General features: G+C 60.3%; 24 protein-coding genes and 2 pseudogenes. 17 read left to right on the forward strand and 9 right to left on the reverse strand.

Annotated features, from left to right (window positions below):
* Positions 1 to 787: 787 nt before the first annotated feature.
* The 3 genes and pseudogenes from rhuM to AB4Y71_RS01660 all read left to right on the forward strand — a co-directional run.
* A pseudogene (rhuM, locus tag AB4Y71_RS01650) lies at positions 788 to 928 on the forward strand (RhuM family protein); the annotation flags it as partial.
* Between the two features lie 365 nt (positions 929 to 1293).
* The gene (locus tag AB4Y71_RS01655; protein WP_441717491.1) at positions 1294 to 1548 is read left to right on the forward strand and encodes a Fic family protein; all 255 of its coding nucleotides are present in this window, start codon (positions 1294 to 1296) and stop codon (positions 1546 to 1548) included.
* A gap of 191 nt (positions 1549 to 1739) precedes the next feature.
* Positions 1740 to 1904, forward strand: a complete 165-nt coding sequence (locus tag AB4Y71_RS01660) for a hypothetical protein (RefSeq protein ID WP_441717493.1) — start codon at positions 1740 to 1742, stop codon at positions 1902 to 1904.
* Between the two features lie 89 nt (positions 1905 to 1993).
* Here AB4Y71_RS01660 and AB4Y71_RS01665 read toward each other — a convergent pair whose 3' ends face one another.
* Both AB4Y71_RS01665 and AB4Y71_RS01670 read right to left on the reverse strand, forming a co-directional pair.
* Positions 1994 to 3214 (reverse strand): MFS transporter, encoded by a 1221-nt coding sequence (locus tag AB4Y71_RS01665; protein ID WP_441717495.1) that lies wholly within the window; start codon positions 3212 to 3214, stop codon positions 1994 to 1996.
* A gap of 135 nt (positions 3215 to 3349) precedes the next feature.
* Positions 3350 to 3505, reverse strand: a complete 156-nt coding sequence (locus AB4Y71_RS01670) for a hypothetical protein (RefSeq protein WP_441717497.1) — start codon at positions 3503 to 3505, stop codon at positions 3350 to 3352.
* Positions 3506 to 3853: 348 nt separating this feature from the next.
* On the opposite strand from AB4Y71_RS01670, the gene AB4Y71_RS01675 reads away from it, so the two are divergent.
* Positions 3854 to 4285: a transporter substrate-binding domain-containing protein gene (locus tag AB4Y71_RS01675; RefSeq protein ID WP_193057681.1), complete on the forward strand. Its 432-nt coding sequence runs from the start codon at positions 3854 to 3856 to the stop codon at positions 4283 to 4285.
* Complete coding sequence (locus AB4Y71_RS01680; RefSeq protein ID WP_441717498.1) at positions 4282 to 5244, forward strand: cation diffusion facilitator family transporter; 963 nt, start codon at positions 4282 to 4284, stop codon at positions 5242 to 5244. The genes AB4Y71_RS01675 and AB4Y71_RS01680 overlap by 4 nt, the downstream gene beginning before the upstream one ends.
* A 122-nt stretch (positions 5245 to 5366) precedes the next feature.
* On the opposite strand, the gene AB4Y71_RS01685 is transcribed toward AB4Y71_RS01680, so the two are convergent.
* The gene (locus AB4Y71_RS01685) at positions 5367 to 5582 is read right to left on the reverse strand and encodes a DUF2188 domain-containing protein (RefSeq protein WP_441717500.1); all 216 of its coding nucleotides are present in this window, start codon (positions 5580 to 5582) and stop codon (positions 5367 to 5369) included.
* Between the two features lie 1133 nt (positions 5583 to 6715).
* Between AB4Y71_RS01685 and AB4Y71_RS01690 the strand changes: the two genes are divergently transcribed.
* The 3 genes and pseudogenes from AB4Y71_RS01690 to AB4Y71_RS01700 all read left to right on the forward strand — a co-directional run.
* The gene (locus AB4Y71_RS01690; protein ID WP_441717502.1) at positions 6716 to 7579 is read left to right on the forward strand and encodes an iron-containing redox enzyme family protein; all 864 of its coding nucleotides are present in this window, start codon (positions 6716 to 6718) and stop codon (positions 7577 to 7579) included.
* On the forward strand, positions 7576 to 7716 hold the full coding sequence (locus AB4Y71_RS01695) for a hypothetical protein (RefSeq protein WP_441717503.1): 141 nt from the start codon (positions 7576 to 7578) through the stop codon (positions 7714 to 7716). The genes AB4Y71_RS01690 and AB4Y71_RS01695 overlap by 4 nt, the downstream gene beginning before the upstream one ends.
* A pseudogene (locus AB4Y71_RS01700) lies at positions 7717 to 7791 on the forward strand (CDGSH iron-sulfur domain-containing protein); the annotation flags it as partial.
* Between the two features lie 211 nt (positions 7792 to 8002).
* On the opposite strand, the gene AB4Y71_RS01705 reads toward AB4Y71_RS01700, so the two are convergent.
* The gene (locus tag AB4Y71_RS01705; protein ID WP_441717505.1) at positions 8003 to 8377 is read right to left on the reverse strand and encodes an ArsR/SmtB family transcription factor; all 375 of its coding nucleotides are present in this window, start codon (positions 8375 to 8377) and stop codon (positions 8003 to 8005) included.
* A 111-nt stretch (positions 8378 to 8488) separates the two neighbouring features.
* Between AB4Y71_RS01705 and arsB the strand changes: the two genes are divergently transcribed.
* From arsB to AB4Y71_RS01720, 3 genes are read left to right on the forward strand one after another with little or no spacing between them, the layout of a single operon-like run.
* Positions 8489 to 9571 carry an ACR3 family arsenite efflux transporter gene (arsB, locus tag AB4Y71_RS01710; RefSeq protein ID WP_441717507.1) on the forward strand — a complete coding sequence of 361 codons (1083 nt, stop codon included), beginning with the start codon at positions 8489 to 8491 and terminating at the stop codon, positions 9569 to 9571.
* Positions 9572 to 9585: 14 nt separating this feature from the next.
* Positions 9586 to 9999 (forward strand): arsenate reductase ArsC, encoded by a 414-nt coding sequence (locus AB4Y71_RS01715; protein WP_102599251.1) that lies wholly within the window; start codon positions 9586 to 9588, stop codon positions 9997 to 9999.
* A gap of 42 nt (positions 10000 to 10041) precedes the next feature.
* On the forward strand, positions 10042 to 11475 hold the full coding sequence (locus AB4Y71_RS01720; protein WP_441717509.1) for an FAD-dependent oxidoreductase: 1434 nt from the start codon (positions 10042 to 10044) through the stop codon (positions 11473 to 11475).
* Between the two features lie 20 nt (positions 11476 to 11495).
* Here AB4Y71_RS01720 and AB4Y71_RS01725 read toward each other — a convergent pair whose 3' ends face one another.
* Positions 11496 to 12635, reverse strand: coding sequence for a carboxylate-amine ligase (locus tag AB4Y71_RS01725; protein ID WP_441717511.1), 1140 nt, complete (start codon positions 12633 to 12635; stop codon positions 11496 to 11498).
* 444 nt (positions 12636 to 13079) lie between these two features.
* On the opposite strand from AB4Y71_RS01725, the gene AB4Y71_RS01730 reads away from it, so the two are divergent.
* A complete protein-coding gene (locus AB4Y71_RS01730; RefSeq protein WP_441717513.1) occupies positions 13080 to 13511 on the forward strand; it encodes a hypothetical protein in 432 nt (143 codons plus the stop codon).
* 154 nt (positions 13512 to 13665) lie between these two features.
* On the opposite strand, the gene AB4Y71_RS01735 is transcribed toward AB4Y71_RS01730, so the two are convergent.
* Complete coding sequence (locus AB4Y71_RS01735; protein ID WP_134779219.1) at positions 13666 to 13926, reverse strand: GlsB/YeaQ/YmgE family stress response membrane protein; 261 nt, start codon at positions 13924 to 13926, stop codon at positions 13666 to 13668.
* 586 nt (positions 13927 to 14512) lie between these two features.
* On the opposite strand from AB4Y71_RS01735, the gene pstS reads away from it, so the two are divergent.
* Positions 14513 to 15583 (forward strand): phosphate ABC transporter substrate-binding protein PstS, encoded by a 1071-nt coding sequence (gene pstS / locus AB4Y71_RS01740; RefSeq protein ID WP_441717514.1) that lies wholly within the window; start codon positions 14513 to 14515, stop codon positions 15581 to 15583.
* A gap of 215 nt (positions 15584 to 15798) precedes the next feature.
* Here the strand turns inward: pstS and AB4Y71_RS01745 are convergent, their stop codons facing one another.
* Entirely contained in the window at positions 15799 to 16161 is a 363-nt protein-coding gene (locus AB4Y71_RS01745; protein ID WP_441717515.1) for a hypothetical protein, read from the reverse strand.
* Between the two features lie 728 nt (positions 16162 to 16889).
* Here AB4Y71_RS01745 and AB4Y71_RS01750 point away from each other — a divergent pair.
* The 4 genes from AB4Y71_RS01750 (at position 16890) to AB4Y71_RS01765 (ending at position 19373) form a co-directional block, all read left to right on the forward strand.
* Entirely contained in the window at positions 16890 to 17444 is a 555-nt protein-coding gene (locus AB4Y71_RS01750) for a type 1 glutamine amidotransferase domain-containing protein (protein ID WP_013350485.1), read from the forward strand.
* Between the two features lie 213 nt (positions 17445 to 17657).
* Positions 17658 to 18686, forward strand: coding sequence for an iron-containing redox enzyme family protein (locus AB4Y71_RS01755; protein ID WP_441717516.1), 1029 nt, complete (start codon positions 17658 to 17660; stop codon positions 18684 to 18686).
* Positions 18683 to 18883 (forward strand): CDGSH iron-sulfur domain-containing protein, encoded by a 201-nt coding sequence (locus AB4Y71_RS01760; RefSeq protein WP_013350483.1) that lies wholly within the window; start codon positions 18683 to 18685, stop codon positions 18881 to 18883. The genes AB4Y71_RS01755 and AB4Y71_RS01760 overlap by 4 nt, the downstream gene beginning before the upstream one ends.
* Before the next feature lie 181 nt (positions 18884 to 19064).
* On the forward strand, positions 19065 to 19373 hold the full coding sequence (locus AB4Y71_RS01765) for a DUF4193 domain-containing protein (protein ID WP_013350482.1): 309 nt from the start codon (positions 19065 to 19067) through the stop codon (positions 19371 to 19373).
* A gap of 22 nt (positions 19374 to 19395) precedes the next feature.
* Here AB4Y71_RS01765 and AB4Y71_RS01770 read toward each other — a convergent pair whose 3' ends face one another.
* Both AB4Y71_RS01770 and AB4Y71_RS01775 read right to left on the reverse strand, forming a co-directional pair.
* The gene (locus AB4Y71_RS01770) at positions 19396 to 20091 is read right to left on the reverse strand and encodes a hypothetical protein (protein WP_441717518.1); all 696 of its coding nucleotides are present in this window, start codon (positions 20089 to 20091) and stop codon (positions 19396 to 19398) included.
* A 184-nt stretch (positions 20092 to 20275) separates the two neighbouring features.
* On the reverse strand, positions 20276 to 21073 hold the full coding sequence (locus tag AB4Y71_RS01775; protein ID WP_441717520.1) for a DUF2382 domain-containing protein: 798 nt from the start codon (positions 21071 to 21073) through the stop codon (positions 20276 to 20278).
* Positions 21074 to 21174 lie beyond the last annotated feature (101 nt).

Genomic DNA, 21174 nt, shown 5'->3' on the forward strand with positions numbered 1-21174 from the left:
TGCGCCTTGGCGAAGGGTGAATTCCTGCGCGCGAGCACCAGCGTCAGCGCAGTGCCGCCGGGCGGTGCCAGATCGACCATGACGCGGGGCATGGTGGTCGGGATGGCGGCTCCGGCCAGCGATAAGAAGCCGACGCAGAGCATCTGGAACAGCAGCAGGAGTAGCGGCCAGTCGCAGGGGTGGGCTCGCTGCCAATGTGCCCAGAGTACTGCTCGGCGCCAGCAGCAATCCGAGGGGCAGAGTACGGCGCTGGGAGTTGCCTTCCGACATAGGACACACCATCTGGTACTTGGCGCTGCTGTTCACCTCGGATTGTTGACCGAGCCGGGAAGTGAACTGGATATCTCGTCATTGAGCAGTTCCCCAGATGTCCTGCCACGGGCCTCGGGCGAATTCCTGTTGGATTGCTTCAGGCCATGGATCAACGTCAGCACGTACTCGCTGTTCCTGTGGCTGCTACCTATTCCGAGAGGCCTGACGTTTCCATTCCGTGATTCAAGCCGAAGACTGTTGAATGCCTGAATGTGGAATCGGATTGATCGAGCCACGATGATTCGTGGCGCAACGCATAGCATTAGAACAAAGCGTGTTCGCTGGAAGGACATACGAATTGAACAGAATCGAGCTTTACGAGTCGGCATCTGGAGACGTTGTTTTGGAGATCGGTGTCGATTCCGAAAGCAAAACTGTGTGGATGAATCGGCAGCAAATGGCCATACTGTTTTGACGCGATGTGAAAACCATCGGCAAGCATATCTCCAATGCTCGACGTGAAGAACTCTAAGGAATCCCAGTTGTCGCAAATTTTGCGACAACTGCCGCAGACGGCAAGACCTATCAGGTAGAGCACTACAATCTGGACATGATCTTGTCAGTCGGCTACCGCGTGAAATCGCGGGAGGGTGTACATTTTCGGCGATGGTCGAACGATGTGCTCAGTGACTGCGTGCTTAAGGGTTCAGCGGTCAACGAGCGCCGGTTGGCTGAGCTCGGTCAAGTATTCACCATCCTCTCGCGATCATCAGACCAGCTGGCATCTGGTATCGCGGAACTAGTCAGCGCATATCTGCCAGGTCTGGTGCTGTTGCACGACTATGACGAAGGCTCTGTGGCCACGTCTCCGAGTGTCATCCCCACATGGGAACTGACTTTAGCCGAGGCGCGAGCCGTCATTGCTATGGTCGCCGCCGAATTCCCCAGCGACACTCTCGCCGGCCGGGAACGCGGCGACGCCCTTGAAGGGATCATCGCCGCTGTGTACCAGGCTTTGGAGGAGATGACCTCTATCAGACGGTGGAGGAGAAGGCTGCGCACCTGCTGTACTTCGTGGTCAAGGACCATCCGCTGGCTGACGGCAATAAGCGCAGTGCCGCCGCCCTTTTCGTTTCCTTCTTGGCACGCAATGGACTCCTCTACAACGAGGATGGCTCTGCCCAGGTGACCAGCAACGCGCTGGCAGCCATTACCCTCCTCATCGCAAGCAGCGACCCGAAAGAAAAGGACTTGATGATTTCCCTCATCGTCAAGATGATTGAAACCAGAGACTGAAGTCGCCCGCATGGTGTTGACAACATGCAAGGGGACACTGCATGCCAACTAGCAGAAAAGTAGAATTGTCACCCGGTTTTCTGTTCGCGCACGCGACCTAGTTCGTCTTCTACCCGTTAAGATATTGACAATTGATTATTACTGAGGGGCTGACGGCCGACGAATTTCGGGTGGGTGTAGTATGCCTGTCCATGATCCACGCCTTGCACTTCGATGCCCGGAGCATCAACTCCGGGGCGATCAGCTTCGACCCGGTGCAGTGCTTGCTGGTGGATTGCACGGTGACTGCTATCGAGTCGGCGGCCGCACACGGCTGTTCGCGCTTCCCGCGGTGGACACAGACGGAGTCCCGGTAGGGCGTGTCCACGTCAAGAACGTGCTGGGCACGGATGAGCAATCCCGGACGGGATGCCGTCCTGGCTCCGGCCCTTTCCGGCACCAGGGACTAATGCGCCTTGGCGAAGGGCGAATTCCTGCGCGAGAGCACCAGGATCAGCGCCGCCCCGAGCGCCGCGAAGAACGTGGTCAGCCACCACGTGGCATTCCATCCGCCGGTCAGTGTCGCCATGGCCGCCAGCAGCATCGGACCGGTGAAATTGCCGATGTTGAAGATCTGCTGGGTCAAGCCCATCGATGCCGGTGCCGAGCCGCCTGGCGGTGCCAGGTCGACCACCACCCGGGTCATGATGGTCGGGATGGTGGCTCCGGCCAGCGAGAAGAAGCCGACGCAGAGCATCTGGATCAGCAGCAGATCGGCGGGGTAGTCGATTGCGAAAGTCAGGATGGAGGTCAGCGACATCAGGGCGAAGCCGATCAAGAGTAGCGTGCGCCCGTTCACCTCGCGCTGGAGCAGCCCGCCGCAGATGATGGCGCCCACCGCATTCAGCCCGCCGATCACTGCAGAGGCCAAACCACCGGCCACCGGATCCAGGCCGAATTCCTCGTAGATCGTGGGCAGGAACCCCACTACCGCCATCCATTGCACCGTATAGCAGCCGAAAATCAGCCCGCTGATCCACACGCGCGGCGCCCGGGCGGTGATGGCGATGCGCCGGGCAGCTTCGCGCAGCGCCGCCGAACCCGAAGGCTTATCCGTGGCCACGAATTTCAGGATCAACGGAATGGGCAGCAGGGTGATGAACGCGAGGATGCCCCACCACAGGTGCCAGGAGAGGTGCTGGAGCACCAGCGCGGTGGAGAAGACGCCGATGAAGGTGGCCATGCCCATGTAGGCGGCCCACCACCCCACGGCCATATTCAGGTTCCTGATCGGGGCATGCAGGCGCACCAGTCCCGGCCCCATGACGGTGGCCATGATGACACCCGCGCCTTCCAGGATGCGGGTGGCCAGCAGCAACGGAGCACTGGGGGCGAAGGCGCCCAGCGCGCTGCCGAGCACCAGCAGCAGCAGGCCGAGGATCAGGGTGCGTCGCTGGGAGATGACTTCCGAGAGCAGGGAAACGGCCAGCCCGCCGGCCATGCCGGCAATCTGGACCACGCCTAGCAGTACGCCGGAGAAGATCAGCGAGAAGCGCAGCTCGTCCTGGATGACGGTAAGCGCCGGGGCGAGCTTCCAGATGTGCAGGCCTGCCACGACCCCGGAGGCCACGATGATGATCCAGGCCGCGTTGGTCCGTTGCTGGGCCTGCTCCATATTGGCTTGCACTGCTGCCGATGCCTCCTCGCATGGGACGCGCCAACCGGTTCCGGGCGCAGTTCTCCACTTCGGATTGTGGCACGGGCCGGGCGGCGATCTGGCATTCGTGTCATTGAATGGGATGTCCGCGTGTGGCAAGCACGTCTAGAGCCAGTAGTCCAGGGCGAATTGCACGATCATGACCGAGCACAGGAAGCTGGCGCTGCTGGCCACCAGGCCCACTGGGATGTTCTTCCAGTCGATGCTAATTAGCAGCAGCAAATCCTTGCCCAGTGGCAACCCGGCAGCCAGGGACTGCACCTGGCAAACTATGGTTGTTGCAGTCCAAGCAGGTGCCGGTATGGACAGACCACAAATTCTTAGTGCCGGAGGTACCCGGCCAAGGTGATGACCGTTCTCTGCTCGTGCCCGTCGCCGAGCTTGCCCATGGCTTCGCGAAATTTCAGATCGGCGCGGTTCAGTCTTTCGGCAGGTTGAAGTAGCGAGCTGGGAATTCGCCGATATTTCTCTGGCGTTCCATTGCAACTCGAGCCCTCGGAGTAGTTTGGAGTCGACCCGGCCCGATCAAGCTCAGGAGAAATGATGTTCTGGCAAAGTTCGTTCCACGCTCGGAAGGTGAGGGGGGCAGCGGCGCTTGGATGCGTCTTCTTGGCGACAGCCTGCGTCCAAGCGGTGCCGGTGGACCCCGAGGGAACCCTGGACACAGTCCGTGCAGGGACACTTCGGGTCGGCGTGTCTCCTGCTTCGGATTTCGTGGAAATCCGGGATGGAGCACCCCAGGGCGCCGAACCAGCGCTCATAGAAGACTTTGCCCAGCATGCAGGTGCGGAAATTCAATGGACCATTGGCGGTGAAGAACAGCTAGTCGAGCAACTGAAAGCAGGCCAGCTGGATTTGGTGGCAGGAGGCATCACCTCCAAGACACCGTGGTCGGAAAAGGCTGGAGTAACTCGTCCCTACACGACCACCACCGATGCCCAAGGCAAGGAAAAGAAAATTGTATTGCTCGTGCCTCCGGGCGAAAACGCTTTCCTGTCCGAGCTTGAATATTTCCTGGACCAGACGCAGGAGATGCCATGAAAAACTCTCCCGGAACCCATTTGCCTCACGAACAACGTGAACTCATGGCGCGGGCCGCGAAGCTAGAGTGGATCAGCATCGGATACACGGCGCTCACTATTACCCTTGTTGCACTAGTAGTGGGGAATTCGCAGGCCATGCGCACAGCGTGGATCGAAGACATGCTTTCAGTCTTGCCGCAGCTGGCCTTCTTGGCATCACTGCAGTTCACCCGGAGGACTCGTCGGCCCTCCCACCCCTACGGCTACCACCGGTCCATGGGAGCCGGGCATCTGGTTGCAGGAGTAGCGTTGCTCGTCGTCGGAGCGATGCTCGCGTACGAATCAGTATCGGCTCTGGTTAAAATCGAGCACCCGACCATCGGGACCATGAACCTGTTTGGCCATACGGTATGGCAAGGATGGATCATGATGGCGGTCATGGCGCTGATCGCGGCACCGGCCGTGGTGCTGGGTCGGCTGAAAATCAAGGCTGCCCAACCCCTGCACAACAAGCTGCTCTACGCTGACTCCAAAATGGCCAAGGCCGACTGGCAGACCAATGCGGCTTCGATCGTCGGCGTGGCCGGAATCGGCGTTGGATTGTGGTGGCTGGATTCCACGGCGGCCCTGGTGATCGCTGCCGGCATTCTCAAGGACGGCTGGGACAGCACTAAGTCCGCGACGTCGGATTTACTGGATCGCCGTTCCAAGGGCGTCGACGGCACGGATCCGCACCCGCTGATCCCGGCCATGGAGGAACAGCTTCATTCCCTGGATTGGGTTCGCACTGCGGGATTAAGGGTGCGCGAACTCGGCCAGGTCCAGCACACGGAAGCGTTCATCGTTCCGGAATCCGAAACCGTGACACTTGCCCAATCAGAGGAAGCGCGAAAATTGCTTGAAGGAACCGATTGGAAAGCTTATGACGTGGTGGTGACGATAGTTCCCGAGCTGCCTGAATTCCTCAAACAGGGCTGAAAACCGAGGCCCGGGCCCCTCGCCTGGAGCGCAGTGGAAGCACGGCGATCCGGCGAGGAGAACCTGCGCGGCAGGGCGCTGGTGTTGGAGCCAGCAGCCCAGCTTGGCCGGAACGGCAGTGACTAATTCTTCCGGGGATCGTGCGGCACTGATTCGTACCAGGCCAGTTCGCCATCTTCATCGTGCACGTAGATTTCACCGGCTCCGAGTTCCGCAGCCTTGGCTACGGCTTCGCGGTAGGCCCCGGATCGCGAGTCGCACGTTTTCAGATGCATGCCGCCTAATGTGACGACCCACGATTCCTCTTTGGCTAGTACATGGAAATGGTTCGTGCTCATGAAGCCCTCTCGCTGGATCCGATGACTGGTCGTCTACTCTAATATGCCAGCTATCCTGGCAGAACGCGGTTGCTCGCAGGCGATTTCCAGAAAAGAGGATCGCCGCTTGCGCTTGGAAGAATCTTTCCGTGGCCTTCAATCGTGCCGAAAAACGGGAAAACAAAACCATCACGAGGGACAGCCGTCATGAACCGGGAAATCCACTGACAGTGAGCCCAATCTCTCCCGTCAGCAAGGAGAACGGATTACGCGCCAGCGCGCAGCCGAAGCGGAATGGCCGCTGTACTTTCAGGCCATGTCCCAAGCGCCAGGCAGCGCCCATTTGCCTGGAACTACCGCCCGGATCCTTCAGCCAGCGTGTGGCGGCCTGGGGACTTCGTCCGTGGCATCTCGGCCTACTCTGTCGGCCTCACCGATATCCGCGGGCGAGGGGGATGCCTGTCTGGGCCAGTCGCTGCGCACAAAGCAGGGAATCTCATGGATTGCCGCGCTATGGGACCAAAAAGCGACGCGAAAGGGCATCAGTTTCTCCGTGCACTGTCTGGAACAGAGTTCGCTGAAGGTGGTTCCAGCTGGCAAAGGGGAAACTTTGGGACAGAGCGGGCTGGGTACCGTGATGTGCCATAGCTGCAGGCCATCAGCCTGGCCATCATCAAGAACCAAAAGTACAGCCCGCCCATGGACCGATACGAAGCCCATGACTTCATCCGCCAGATCAGAGCGTTGCACAAATACCACGGGCATGCCCTCCGTCCAGCCGTACGCAATGAGATGGGTTCTGGCCTCGGGGCAATTCAAAAGTTTCTCGACGTGTTGCATGGCGCGCATTTGGTGTTCAGGCGTGTTCACTTAATCCTCCGTTGATGGCAGTTCTCCGAAAGGCGACCGCCCACGAAGCCCTGCGGCGTTGAGCCGTGGGATTCCCCGGGTTTCGCTTTTGGCGCTCGGTGATCATCGTGGAGTGTTCTTCTGAGGATGCCTCCTGTTCCGCAGGGCGAAGCGGAATCTGCGGATCGGAGACGATTCATTTAAGTGGCGTTGCTTCGGACTGCCAACTGAGCACCGGGGACTTACCTATCCGAACGCTCGCTTGACCGGCGAACGGGCACTGCCCCCTGCAGCTGAGCCTTTTCGTGCTCTACGAACTGCACCATCGGGGATTTGCAGAGGTCGATGATCGCTGGGAATGGGACCCCGGGCTCATTTCGCTTCGAGCCCGGATCGAGGAGGACTTCGAGCAAGCGCTTCGCGATGTGGCAGGTCCGCTTCCCAGCGTGGAACCGATGTCGTCCGAGGTGGCCCAAGCCCTGTTCGAGCTCGCTGCTGATGATGCTGGACCGTCGGTCTCGAAGTTCATCCAGCGCCAGGTCGATGCCGCTCAAGCACGCGAATTCTTGATTCTTAAGTCGATTTACCAGCTCAAGGAAGCTGATCCACATACCTGGGCGATCCCTAAACTTGAGGGCCGTGCAAAAGCCGCAATGGTGGAGATCCAGGCTGATGAGTACGGAAATGGGCATTTGCCGCGAATGCATAGCGAGCTGTTCAGGCAGACGATGAGGGGCCTGGGCCTGCGTGATGACTTCGGCGCGTACATAGACAGCATTCCGGCGGTGACGCTGGCGGCAGTGAACATGATTTCGCTCTTCGGCATGCACCGGCGGCTTCGGGGAGCCATCACCGGCCACCTGGCCCTGTACGAGATGACTTCCTCGATACCCCAGGCGGCTTATGCCCGCGGGTTCCGGCGCTTGGGATATGAATCCCCGGTGACCGATTACTTCGATGAGCATGTGGAAGCTGATGCGGTCCATGAGCAAATCGCCGGCCGCGACCTGGATGGCGGGCTGGCTGAAGACGAACCGGATCTGGTACCCGACATAATCCTCGGCGCCCAAGCCGCGGCCGCAGTTGACGCGTTGGCCGGCGCGAAGTACTCGGACGCGTGGGAAGCTGGCAGATCGGCGTTGCATGCCGGGGCAGGGGCAGTCGTATGATCGACGGACACAGCGCTTCGGGAGCAGCCATGATTACCGTCTGCCCGCAGGGCCCATTGCTGCTCAGGGGAGACTTTGAAATCGTGGATGCCGAGGGGCAATCCATCGACGCCCGGCAAGGACCCGTAGCGCTATGACGCTGCGGGGGCTCTGCCATCAAGCCTTTTTGCGATGGCACGCATAAGCTCATGAAGTTCGAGCGTCCGAAGTAGGGTACTGGCTCGTGCCCGACGGGAAGGGCGTCGGGGTCTTGCCTGTAATGGGCTATTGCGCATCCGGTCCATGTCGAGCCGGCAATGCTGGCACCTGCATCGTTTCGATGCTGCTCGCTGAGCTGATTGCGAGGGCAGGGAAATGGAGCTATTGGATGGATGCCAGGTTGCGCGACCCCAGGCTCCCGGAATGCAGTTGCAGCAAGCCAGTCTAGGGCCTGGTCGCCAGGCTGGCGCCCAAGGATTCCAATGCGCCAGGCACGACAGAGTAGTACGCCCACACCCCGCGCTTTTCGCGGTGCAGGATTCCGGCATCCACCAGGATTTTCAGGTGGTGCGAGACCGTCGGTTGCTTGAGGCCCAGTGGTTCGGGCAGGTCGCAGACGCACGTCTCTGCCGACTCGCTGGCGGAGACAATGGATAGGATGCGCAGGCGGTTGGGATCACCCAGGGCCTTGAAGCGCAGCGCCAGCGCTTCGGCCTCCCCGGCATGCAGGATTGCCTCTCCGGGCGATGGCGCGCAGCAGACGTCGGCTGCTGGCACGCCGCAATTCCCGCTGGCAGGTTTCACGGTGGCTGTGCTCACGGACCTCGGCTCTTTTCTTGGCAGGCGTCAGAGATTGACAAACGTCGATATAAGAAATCATACTCGAGACATCGACAATCGTCGATACCTCAACTTTGGAGTGATGATTCAGTGACATCCGCGCCCGATACTGCCCCTGTGGCCCAAAAGCTGTCGTTTGTCGACCGCTACTTGGCCCTCTGGATCCTGCTGGCCATGGCCATCGGCTTAGGACTAGGACGGATCTTCCCGGGACTCGGCCAGCTGCTGGACAAGTTCACCATCGCCGGCGTTTCGGTGCCCATTGCCATTGGCCTGCTGGTCATGATGTACCCGGTGCTGGCCAAGGTCCGCTACAACGAAACCGGCCGTGTGCTGGCCGACAAGAAGCTGATGATCACCTCGCTGGTGATCAACTGGGTCCTCGCCCCGGCCTTCATGTTCGTACTGGCCTGGGTCTTCCTCGCTGACCTTCCCGAATACCGCACCGGCCTGATCATCGTGGGCCTAGCCCGCTGCATCGCGATGGTGTTCATCTGGAACGACCTGGCCTGCGGCGACCGCGAAGCGGCCGCCGTGCTGGTAGCCATCAACTCGGTCTTCCAAGTCATCGCCTTCGGTGCCCTGGGCTGGTTCTATCTGCAGCTGCTGCCATCCTGGCTGGGACTGGAAACCACCAGCGCGCAGTTCTCCATCGGCGCCATCACCGCGTCGGTGCTGGTCTTCCTGGGCATCCCGCTGGTGGCCGGCTACCTGACACGCACCTTCGGTGAAAAGGCCAAGGGCAGGGACTGGTACGAGAACAAGTTCCTGCCGAAAATCGGCCCGTGGGCCTTGCGCGGATTGCTGTTCACCATTGTGCTGCTCTTTGCGCTGCAGGGCGATAACATCATCGCCAAGCCGCTGGATGTGCTGCGCATGGCCATCCCGCTGCTGACTTACTTCGTCGTGGTCTTCGGCGCGGGCATGCTCATCGGCCATTGGCTCAAGCTCGGCTACCCGCGCACCACCACGCTGGCCTTCACCGCCGCCGGCAACAACTTCGAACTGGCCATCGCGGTGGCCATCGCCACCTTCGGCGCCACCAGCGGCCAGGCTCTAGCCGGAGTAGTGGGCCCGCTGATCGAGGTTCCCATCCTTGTAGCGCTGGTCTACGTCGCCTTGTGGGCACGCAAATTCTTCCCAGCTTTCGAATCTTCCACCACTTCTGCCTAAGGAATATGCAACTGATGACTTCCACCACCAAGCCTTCGGTCCTGTTCGTCTGCGTGCACAACGCCGGCCGCTCGCAGATGGCCGCTGCCTTCCTGTCCCACCTCTCCGAAGGCCGCATCGAGGTCCGCTCAGCCGGCTCCGCGCCCGCCGATTCGGTGAACCCAGCGGCTGTGGAAGCAATGGCCGAGGTGGGCATCGACATGTCCACCGAGATTCCCAAGGTACTGACCACCGAGGCCGTACAGGACTCCGACGTGGTGATCACCATGGGCTGCGGCGATGCCTGCCCATTCTTCCCCGGCAAGCGCTATGAAGACTGGAAGCTGGAGGATCCAGCAGGCCAGGGCGTGGACGGGGTCCGCCCGATCCGCGATGAGATCCGCGAGCGCATCGAAAACCTGATCTCAGAACTGCTTCCCGCCGCATAAGCAGTTTCCCGCCCAATACCCGCAGCCATCAAGGAGAATTCCATGAACCAGAACCTTCCGGTTATCGTTATCGGTGCCGGCCCCGTAGGCCTTGCCACCGCCGCGCACCTGCGCGAGCGCAGCCAGGAGGTGCTGGTTCTTGAATCCGGAAACACTGCGGGGGCCGCCATTTCGCAGTGGTCCCACATCAAGCTCTTCTCCCCATGGCGATTCAACATCGATGCCGCCGCCCGCCGCCTGCTGGAAACCGCGACGGAAGGCTATGCGGGGGACTGGGAAGCACCACGCATCACCAAGCTGCCCACCGGTGGCGAACTAGTCAGCGAATACCTCGAACCCTTGGCGGCGCACCCCGAACTGGCGCCGCGCATCCGCTACGGCCACCGTGTGGTGAAGGTCAGCCGGGTGCTGGAGGACGGGCGCGGAGCAGACAAGACTCGTACCGCAGGCCGCGATGACGCACCGTTCTTGGTGCGCACCGAAACCGCTGATGGTCTGGTGGACCTCCTCGGGCGCGCAGTGGTTGATGCCAGCGGCACCTGGCATCAGCCCAGCCCCGTGGGCCGTGCAGGCATTGCCGCAATCGGCGAGGCCGAAGCTCGCGATCAAGGTTTCATCTTCTGCGGACTGCCTGATCCATTGGGTGTTGACCAAGCCGAGCTTGCGGGCAAGTCCCTGCTGGTGCTCGGCGCAGGGCATTCAGCGGCGAACACCATCATTGCCCTGGGACGCTTGCAAAAGCAGTACCCGGAAACCAAAATCCAGTGGGGCCTGCGCGGCGCGGCGAACCCGATCCGCCTCTACGGCGGAGGGGCTGCCGACCAGCTTCCAGCCCGCGGGCAACTAGGCACCTCCGTCCGCAGGCTGGTGGAAAACGGCAACGTGGAACTGCTGGAAAACGTCTCGATTACCTCGATGGACTGCGGCGAGCAGGTTAACATCACCTTGGCCGACGGCCGGGAACTGCAGGCGGATCGCATTATCGCCGCCACCGGTTTCCGACCGGAATTGTCCATGCTCTCGGAACTGCGCCTGGACCTGGATGAAAGCGTGGAAGCACCACGCCAGCTGGGTCCCTTGATTGACCCGGAATTCCATAGCTGCGGTACGGTCAGCGCCCACGGGGAGAAGATTCTGGCGCACCCGGAAAAGAACTTCTACATCGTTGGCATGAAAAGCTACGGCCGCGCGCCAACCTTCCTGATGGCTACCGGCTACGAGCAGGTCCGCTCCATCGCCGCGGCCTTGTCCGGCGACAGCCAGGCCGCTGACCGCGTGGAGCTGGACCTGCCGGAAACCGGTGTGTGCTCCACGGACCTGGGCGGTTCCTGCGATGCTCCTGGCGAATCCGATTCCAGCTCCTCCTGCGGCACCGAAGAAGCCGTGGCTGATTCCTGCTGCAGCGGCCCCCAGCCGGTGACCCTGGGGTTGTCCACCGGGACGCTGCACGGCAACAAGGAAATGGCCGGCAAGTAACCGGTCGGCGAGCAATCGCACTAGTCCGGCGCAGGGGCGCGGCCGACGGACAATGGCGAGGCTGCCGCCTCCGCTGCTCCGGCGTGCGTCCTGTCGATAGCCATGGCAACGATGTCTGGAATCCGGCCTCGGGATGCAAAAGCCTGGCGTTGGGCCCGGGCTCCGGAACCATCGCGCAGAATGCGCGCCACCTCGAAGCGGACCTGGTTCAGGTCCCCGTAGTCCTCAAGGACCGGTTCGAGCTGCTCAAGCAGCGCTCCAGCTACTTCAGCTGCCGGCGCTGGGGTTCCTGAGCGAGGATGGATCAGTTTCCCTTCCGTACCGCTGCGGCTGGCTTCCCACGACCACACCCGCAGCAAGGATGCGGGAATTCCAGGCGGGTGAATTTGCGGATCGCGTGCGGCGGTTTCCACCAGGGCGCGGATGATGGCGGCAAGCACTGCTGCGTGCTCCGCTTCGAGGCAGACATCGGCAATGCGCACTTCCAGCGTCGACTGGTGCTCGCAGATCCGCGCATCGGAATAGATCATTGCCTGATCCAGCGGAACCATGGTGTCGAGCAGTGATTGCCGGTAGTTCAAATAGCCGGTGTCGGCTCCGAAGAATTCCGTGGGCCCGGAAGTCGGCCACCGTGACCAGGCTTGGTAACGGTAGGAAGCGAAGCCGGTATCCGCCCCTTGCCAGAAAGGCGAATTGGCGCTTAGCGCCAGCAGTGTCGGCAGCCACACGCGGATCTGGTCCAGTGCCGCCACAGCTTCACAGATGGAAGATACCTCCACATGGACGTGGAAGCCATTGGTGAGCTGCTCTTTGGCGGTCATGCCGAAGCGATCGGCAATCATCGCGAACCGCGCCGAGCTGGTGAAATGCGAGGCAGCAGCCGCTGGAGATGTAGCCAGGGCGACCGCGCGCCCGCCGGCAGCCTGCGCAGCGGCATCGGCTGCGGCGCGTCCGCTGCGGATGGCCTGCAGCTGGCCTTCCAGTGTTGTCTGCGGCGGACAGACGGATTCGATCTGCTCCTGTTTCAACTCGGTTGCCAAGTCGCTCCCCGAGGAGGTGATCCCGTGATGCAGCACCACTGCCTGCTCTCCCAGTGGCGAGGGCCGTAACGTGGCAGCATCAACCAGCAGGAGCTCTTCTTCTACGCCGAACTTGCGCATGTTGCGTCCCCTCCCATCTCGCATTCCGGCCAGCTGTGTCGCTGGCTGGTGGAGCTAGGTTAATGCGCGGTGCGCAGTGCGGTCCCGGTGGCAAGGAATTTCCAGTCAATCTCCAGAAATCTTCTGGAAGTTGCGGAAATCGCCGTGATCCGCCTTGGCCATCGTGAATCCGGCACCTTTTGGGGGATCCCTTTTGTAGGCGGCAGCGATGTTACGTCATCTGACCGTTATTTAAGTATGTTTTGAATATTTATGCCTAAGTCAGAGCAATATCGTTATTTCAGGGCTATCTTGTTCGACTCAAAGGGCTTACGTTGGGAAGACACTCTGTTGCAAGTGCCGGATATCGTTGCGGCGGTTATCGCCTCAAGCCCGATCTGAAAGCTCGAGCAGCGTGACTCATGGGGAGTACTCGGAAAGTTACGGAAACAACGGAGGAAAACGATGACCCCAAATCTAGTCAGATCGAATACTGCCAAGCGCGTCAGCGAACTGCTGGAATCGCGAGAAGGACGCAAGCACCTGGAGCGAAGCGGGTGGCGCAAGGGAATGCCGGTGGTCATCGCAGAACCCTCCGAGTCGTTCACCTACGTCATGGGGCTTGCCTCCGTGCACGGGTCTCCAGTCCTGCTGGTCATGCTTGATCCGCGCACTTCTGAGCTCTGCCTGGTGCATGTCTCACTGCCCAACGCGGCTCTCAACGCCGTAGATGCCTATCCTTCTGGTTTTACCGCCCAATCATTCGTCGAGCAGGTCGCCAAGGAAGGCGTGCTGTCTTTCCGAGTGAAATACTGGGACTGCACCGCAGTAGCCCACCGGCTTCCGGAATATGTTCCAAGCCAGCGGGGCGCACATTTGTCCTACCGGCATCCCTAATTCCTGAACTTTTTGGATTCTCCTGATTCCCGAAGTATCCAAGGTTCCCGGGAAGCAGTATCGATGCCGTGCTCTGACGCAGGAAAGATTCAGCGCCAGGGTAAAAGGCAGGGGCCCTGCCTTTTAAAGGCAAGACCCCTGTCCGTTGTGCGGGCTAGGCCCTCTTGCGCGTGATCAGACCCCAGATAATGAGGACAATCAACGCACCGCCGATGGCCAGCAACCACGTCGACAAGCTCCAGAATTCGCTCACTCCGACACCGAAGACAGCGGATCCAATCCACCCGCCAACAATGGCTCCTACAACACCCAGCAACAACGTAGCGATCCAGCCGCCACCTTGCTCGCCGGGCTTGATCGCCTTGGCAATGGCGCCTGCGATGAGGCCTAGGACTATCCAGCCAATGAAACCCATGACTTCCTCCAAAAGGATCGAGTAACTTCGTTCAGCATCAAGACTGCGATGCACTTGAAGGACACTACAAGCCGCACAGCTGATTCATAAAATCGACATCAAAACGAACAGGAAACACTCAGGAAAGCATGTCAAAACCCGTGGATACCGCGAGGGCATCACTGCGATCCGGGGAATCCGGCTTCGATTACTGAGCTGATTCCCTCTCCCGCCAGCTGGTTCCGGGCCATGCGAATGGTCTTGCGCGGTGCAGGCGATTACTGCCGTGCTGCGGCAAACCATGGTTTCGAACAGGACCAAACTCATGCTTGCAATTTATCTATTAGCGACATTAGGAATATGAGCCGTCCGTCACAAACTGGGACAGATATCTTGAGCTGGCACTCAGGAAAGGAGTGATGCGCCGGGTTTTCCAGCCCATCTGTGACATGGCGGGTTTCAGGAAAACGGCGGACAATGCTTGACTGGTTACTTAACGCCACCTCATGTTCACCTTGAAGTACCAGGAGTTCTCTTGCGCCAAATTCGCTCTGCCAAACATGCTTTTGCCCGACCTGCAGGTTTCACAGCGAGCGCCGCCCTCGGAATGACACTGCTCTTGGCAGGTTGCGGCTCCGACTATCCATTGGGTGATGAACAGCGCAAAGCCGCCGAATCCAACAAATCCACTCTCCAAGGCACATTGACCGGTGGAGGTTCCAGCGCGCAGAACTCCGCAATGAACGCCTGGACCACGGCATTTTCTTCGCAGCACCCCAAGGTGCAGGTGCAGTATGCCTCAGTCGGTTCCGGTGCGGGTCGTGCCGGTTTTCTGGCTGGCGGCACCGAGTTCGCCGGATCTGACGCGTTCTTGAAGGATGAAGAAATCGCGCGGTCCATCGAAACCTGCGGACCGCAGGGGGCCATCAACATCCCTGCCTACATTTCCCCGATTACCATTGCGTTCAACCTGCCGGGCATCAAGGAATTGAATATGGATGCCAAGACGATTGCCCGGATCTTCTCCGGCGAGATCCGTTCCTGGCAGGATCCGGCCATTGCAAAGCTGAATCCAGAGGTGGAACTGCCAGAACTGCCAATTACCGGAGTGGCCCGTGCTGATGATTCGGGAACTACCGAGAACTTCACCGAATACCTGCACACTGTAGCTCCCGAAGCTTGGCCGCATGAGCCAGATGGCGGCTGGCCCGATGCCACCGGTTTGGAAAAGGCGCAGGGCAATGCCGGAGTGGTGACCACCGTGACGCGTGCCGAAGGTGCGGTGACCTACGCCGATGATTCTCTGGTGGATGACTCGCTGGGCAAGGTGAAGCTGAAGGTAGGCGATGATTTCGTGGCTGTGACCGGTGAAGCGGCGGCCGCTGCTGTGGCTGAATCCCACCGCGTCGAGGGACGCAACGAGCATGACATCTCCTTGGAGCTGGACCGCAAAACCACTGCAGAAGGCGCGTACCCGATGGTGCTGGTCTCGTATCTGCTCTTCTGCAGCAGCTACCAAGACCCGCAAACCGTGGAACTGATCAAGACCTTCGGCCAGTACGTGGTCAGCGATGAAGGGCAGAAGGTCGCGGCCGACTCCGCCAAGAGCGCACCGATGCCGCAGAATCTGGCAGAGGACGCCCGGGTCGCGATCGATTCGATCAGCGTGAGGCCGTAGCAGCTCCTTCCACGAGTCCTGAAAATGGGAAGCGGCGGTGCCCTCCGACCAGAGGGTACCGCCGCTTCCCAATTGGGATCAGCGCTTTGCCGAATTCACGGAGCGCATTTCCAGGTGGAAAAGGCCAGGCTCCAGCACTGAGTTCCGTAATAGCAAGATAGCGCCCAGCATCCGCTGGGCGCTATCTTGCTATTGATGCTCTTCAAGCCATTGGATCAGGAGGACAGCTTGGGGCGATAGGACAGGCGGTCTTCCTCTGCGGACCGGTGGCAGGCAGGAATCAAGTGCGCTACTGCGCTGTGCTGCCAGTACTTCACACGGAAGGTCTGCATGCCTTCGTCCTGTGCGGCGGCGAACAGCGAAGCGATCCGGGTTCGCGCAGCCGCAGGGGTGACAATTTCCAGTACCGGGCTGGGTGCGGAGACATGCAGGACCTGCAGGTCATCGCTGCGGGGGTCGATCATGGCAATGAGTGCGGCACGCCCGTGGACAGATACCAACCCCATGACATCATCCAAGAGTTCTTGGGCCCCTGCCATGACTACCGGCATTCCCTGGGTCCATCCATGCTGGGACAAATGCTTCCTGCCCTCGCGGGACCCCAGGAGTTCAGCTGTGCGCTCAGCAGTTCTGGACCTAACAATTCGTCCTGTCACTTGTACTACCTCCACATCTTCCTAAGCTTGATCTGCGGCGTTCCGTCCGGTCTGCGGGGGAGTTAGTATCCCTGGCTCCGGACTGCTGAGAAGCGCCAAGCCAATAAATCCAACGTAGCAATGCCCATTTCGCAACTGCAAGCCATGAACGGGTAGGCGAAAGACGATTCCAACGTGACAATATTTCTGCTAGAGGCCGCACGCCGAACGCGCAATTGACTGGTTCTGGCGTAGTGAAAATGCGGGGAAACACGGTTTTTGGGAGGAATCGATGTTGCGCTCCGCGCCCCGCAACGGCACCTTGGAGCGGCGCGGTCTAATCTTGCATGAAATATGCTGGCATGAAGTTGCCAGCTTCGGGTCACCTCCTGCAACATCGCCAGGCTCGGAGAAGGAACGCGTCGCCGCCCGGTGGAGTGCACGAACCTTGAAGCCAGCTTGGAGAATTCGAAGGGCAGTGAAAGCGCGGCAGGCAGGCCGTAGCTTAGGAAGCGGCAAACGAGTGGACATCGATTGCCACCTCAGAAGGTCGGAGCATCGCGTGTGGCGCAGGTGCTTCGACCTTCGCTGTATGGATCCTGAACACGCGTTGCCCCAGGAGGGCATGCAGGGCAGGGTTGGGGATGGAACCCAACGAAAGGATGCTGCAAATGCCAGATCTATCAGGAAAGAAAGTTCTTGCGATCGTTTCCAACCGCGGCGTGGAACAGGACGAGCTGAAGGATCCCGTCAACATGCTCCGCCAATCCGGTGCCGAGGTGGTCATCGCAGCGCCGGAAACCGGCAAGGTGCAGACCTTGACCGGGGACTGGGACCTGGGCGAGATATTTGAAGCCGGCCAAACCTTGGCATCGGTGAACGAAGCCGAATTCGATCTGCTGCTCATTCCCGGTGGAACGCTGAACGCCGACAACCTCCGGCTGGATGCCGATGCCAACCGCATCGTGAAATCCTTCGCCTCATCGGGACGCCCTGTAGCGTCCATCTGCCACGGACCGTGGCTGCTGGTTGAAGCCGGACTGGTCCAGGGAAAGACCCTGACCTCTTACAACTCAATCAAGACCGACGTCATCAACGCCGGCGGCAGCTGGAAAGACGTTTCGGTATTCCGTTGCCCGGCCAATGGCTTCGCACTGATTACTTCACGCAATCCAGGGGACCTGGTGGCCTTCAATGAAGCAATCGCCAAGGAGCTCAGCGCCTGAGGACCTGGCGGCTCCCGGAATTCAAAAACCAAGGCCGCCCTCGCCGCCGAAGTGCCGCGAGGGCGGCTTCGCCATGCCCGTGCGAGCCGCCAGTCCATGGGCAAAAGAGCCTACCTTGGCTTTTCCTGTTAGCGGTGGCTCGCTAACCGGCCCGCTGGCAAGATAGCTGCATTGCCAGCGGCAGGAAGCTGGCGTTGAGCAAGAAGGAGCAAAATGCATCTCCCGACACCACGTGGACAGGTTTCCCAGTCGCTGGCGGCCGTGCTTCGCGCAGCACCGGATGCGGCAGAATTCGATCAGCTTCAATCAGCATTGGACACCAAGCTCTCAGAGCAAGGTGATGTCCTCTTTGATGATGATCTGCAGCTCAGCCTCTTCATGCTCTACGAGCTGCATTACCGGGGCTTTGAAGATGCTGATGAGAACTGGGAATGGGACCCGGGCCTGCTTGCGCTGCGCCAGCGCATCGAAGCCGTACTGGAAGAACGCCTGCGCGCCATCGCAGGTCCCGCCCCGCAGGTAGAACCGCAGGCGGCCAACGTAGCCGATGCACTCTTCGCCCTGGCTGCAGATGACTCAGGTCCTTCCGTCTCCCGCTATGTTGCCCGCAACGCCACTAAGGACCAGGCAAGGGAATTCCTCATCCTCAAATCCATGTACCAGCTCAAGGAAGCTGATCCGCACACCTGGGCCATCCCCAAGCTCGACGGCCGGGCCAAGGCGGCGATGGTGGAAATCCAAGCCGATGAATACGGCGGCGGCTCGCTGCCCAAGATGCACAGCGAACTGTATCGGGCCACCATGCGCGGGTTGGGACTGGATGATTCCTTCGGCGCCTACGTCGATAAGGTACCGGCAATTTTCTTGGCATCGGTGAACCTGATTTCGCTGTTCGGAATGCACCGGAGGCTGCGTGGTGCCATTACCGGCCACTTGGCGATTTATGAAATGACCTCCTCGATTCCCAACGCCGCCTATGCCCGGGGATTCCGCCGGCTGGGCTTCGAATCCCCGGTGACCGATTACTTCGATGAGCATGTGGAAGCAGATGCGGTCCATGAGCAGATTGCCGGACGCGACCTGGCAGGTGGACTGGTGGAAGCGGAACCTCAGCTGATGGCGGATGTTTTCTTCGGTGCCCAGGCGGCGGCCGCAGTTGATGTGCTGGCCGGCAAATGGCAGCTGAATGCCTGGCAGAACGGGACCAGCGCGCTGTACGAAGCCGCGGAGGTGAACGCATGAGCGAGCCGAAGGAAACGTCAATCACCGTGTGCCCCCGTGGACCGCTGCTGGTACGCGGAGACTTCGAGATCCTCGATGAGGATAACCAGCAACTGGATTCACGCCGGGGGACCGTGGCGCTATGCCGGTGCGGGGCTTCAGCAATCAAGCCTTTTTGCGATGGGACGCATAAGCTGAACAAATTCGAGAACCGGTAGACGCCCGGATCCGCCAGAACGGTTCACCGAACCTTGGGAGTTGCTAGTAATTTTCCCACCTGCAAACTGGATGACTTGGGGATATGTAATCTAGCGAGGATAGCTTGGCCGGCTTGCCAGCAGGCCAGGCATCCGACGATGCCGAAGGCATCGCGTGTCCCCGATTTGTGGAGAATGGACCATGGCTGCAGACTACGATGAAGTTCGACCCGACGTTGCCGAAGCATCAGAGAAGACACTCAAAGCTGTGCAGAAAGCCGATGCGCCTGATGCCAAGAGCGTCGTTTCGGATCTCGACGAGACCGATCTGACCGACGGACTGGAGCTTCCCGGCGCGATTGTGGATGAAGAGCTTTCTGTTGATGTCATCCCGCAGGCCCAGGATGAATTCGTGTGCTGCAGCTGCTTCACCATCCGGCACCGAAGCCAGGCGGAGAAGAAAACCGGGGATGGAATCGTCTGCCGCGACTGCGTCCTTGAATACGCCTAGGAGCCAAGGGGTTCTCTGCCAGCTAGTGGCGTGAGGCATTCACGCCGCGCTTGCCTTCAACTTGGGACTGGAGGAAAAACGCTCCCAGTGAGCCGGCAAGGGTTGCGAAGATGACCACCGAATACATGGCCAGGACAAGCTGAAGTGCTTTTGAAAAGGCATCGGTGCTGGTGATCCCCGAACCGGTAATCGTAGCCATGGTCGCTTCGTAAAGCGCTTCCGAATAATCCGTACTTGATTCCATGGCGTAGAGCAGCTGACTGGAAGCCAGGATCACTACGGCGGTTACCGCCGCCAGCCAGCCGATGCGCCCGGTCAGTAGCCTGCCAGCAGAACGCGATCCGCGGATGCCCGCCGAGAGGATGCCTCCGACCCGGGCCGCCCGACCGAGCCGGAGCAAGCGGGCGGCCTGCAGGGCACGCAGGAACCTCAGGAATGGAAAGAGCAGGAAGATCACCTGCCACCAATTGCGGCGCCAGAACTCTGCTTGGGATCTGGCTACATAAGCACGCAGCGCGAACTCTGTCGCGAAGACTGCCCAGAAGATCCAGCCGACGATGGACAGCACCCGGGTCCAGCCCGGTTCGGAGACCAGCAGCTGGCCAAGCACGACAAAGAGGAACACCACGCCGAGCATGCCCATGGGCCGATCCAAGTGTGCGGCAAGGATTGCGGCACGCGTTTCATGAGATACCTGGTGCCGTTTGCCCTTGTGCATGGATCTCCTTTCCTGTGCAGGCCAATCTAGCCGGAGCGCCAGCGGGAGTCGAACAGATCATTATTCTTCCAGCGCATGGCAAGGGATCCAACTGGAAAAACGCCGGAGCGGAACCCGGCAAAAAGCCGGATTCCGCTCCTGTCCCAGCTGAACCGGGGTTGCGTGCAGTGCTTTGCATCAACGGCTAGCGGGTCTGCCGACCGTCGCTCAAGCCCTCTGTCTCGACCTGCTCCTTGCGCAATTCAGCCTTGAGGCGTTCTTCTTCCGTGACTGTTTCCTTCTCCAGGCTCACCCGTTCCACCGGTTCGGTGCTTTTCTCGACCACGGGCTGCTCGGCATGCAGGGTCACTTCTTGCTCATCCTCGGCAAGCTCGCCGCCCAAGGCGCCTGCTGCTGGGGCATCGGCCACGGGCTCGCGTTCAAGCCGGACTTCCTCGTGGCTTACCGGAACGGTCCTGGTGACGTCTTCGGTGACGACATGCTTGCGCAGTCGCACCTTGCCGGTTTCCACATTCTCGGTTCCCACATGCAGCTGTTCCTCGGAACGGAGCATGGAGGCTTCCGGGCCGCCAGCCACCGGTTCGCGCACATCCTCCCGGGAGTACTCGGTGCGTGCCTCTGATTCCGGGACGCCAGGTTGCACGGCGGCTTGGTCCGCGTCATCCCAGGCAAGAGAGTAGTAGCGGTAGAGCTCCTGCTCTTCTGCCTCGGACAGGCGGCCTTCGGGCTCGATGTTCGGAGCATCCTTCACCGTTTGCTTGTCGTAGGGAATCGACAAGGTATCTCCGGCAATGGCTGCTTCGCTCAGTGGAATGAAGCTCTCTGACAGGCCGAAGAAGCCGGTGTGGACGGTGGCCCAAGCAGGTTCTCCGCTGCGGTCATCGATGAAGACCTGGCCGAACTTGCCGATCTTCTGGCCATCGGGACCGACCACGGTGCCGCCGATAAGGCTTAGCTCATTGAGCTGTTCTGTGCTGATCATTCGTCTTTCCTCCTGCGTCGCTTGAATATCGGGTCATTCAGTAAATGCAGTTCGGCGTCCCTTGCGGGCCGCCAGCTGAAGCTGCGCCTCAATGCGGGCGT

Source organism: Glutamicibacter sp. MCAF14 (genome assembly GCF_052114325.1).
Lineage (GTDB): Bacteria > Actinomycetota > Actinomycetes > Actinomycetales > Micrococcaceae > Glutamicibacter > Glutamicibacter arilaitensis.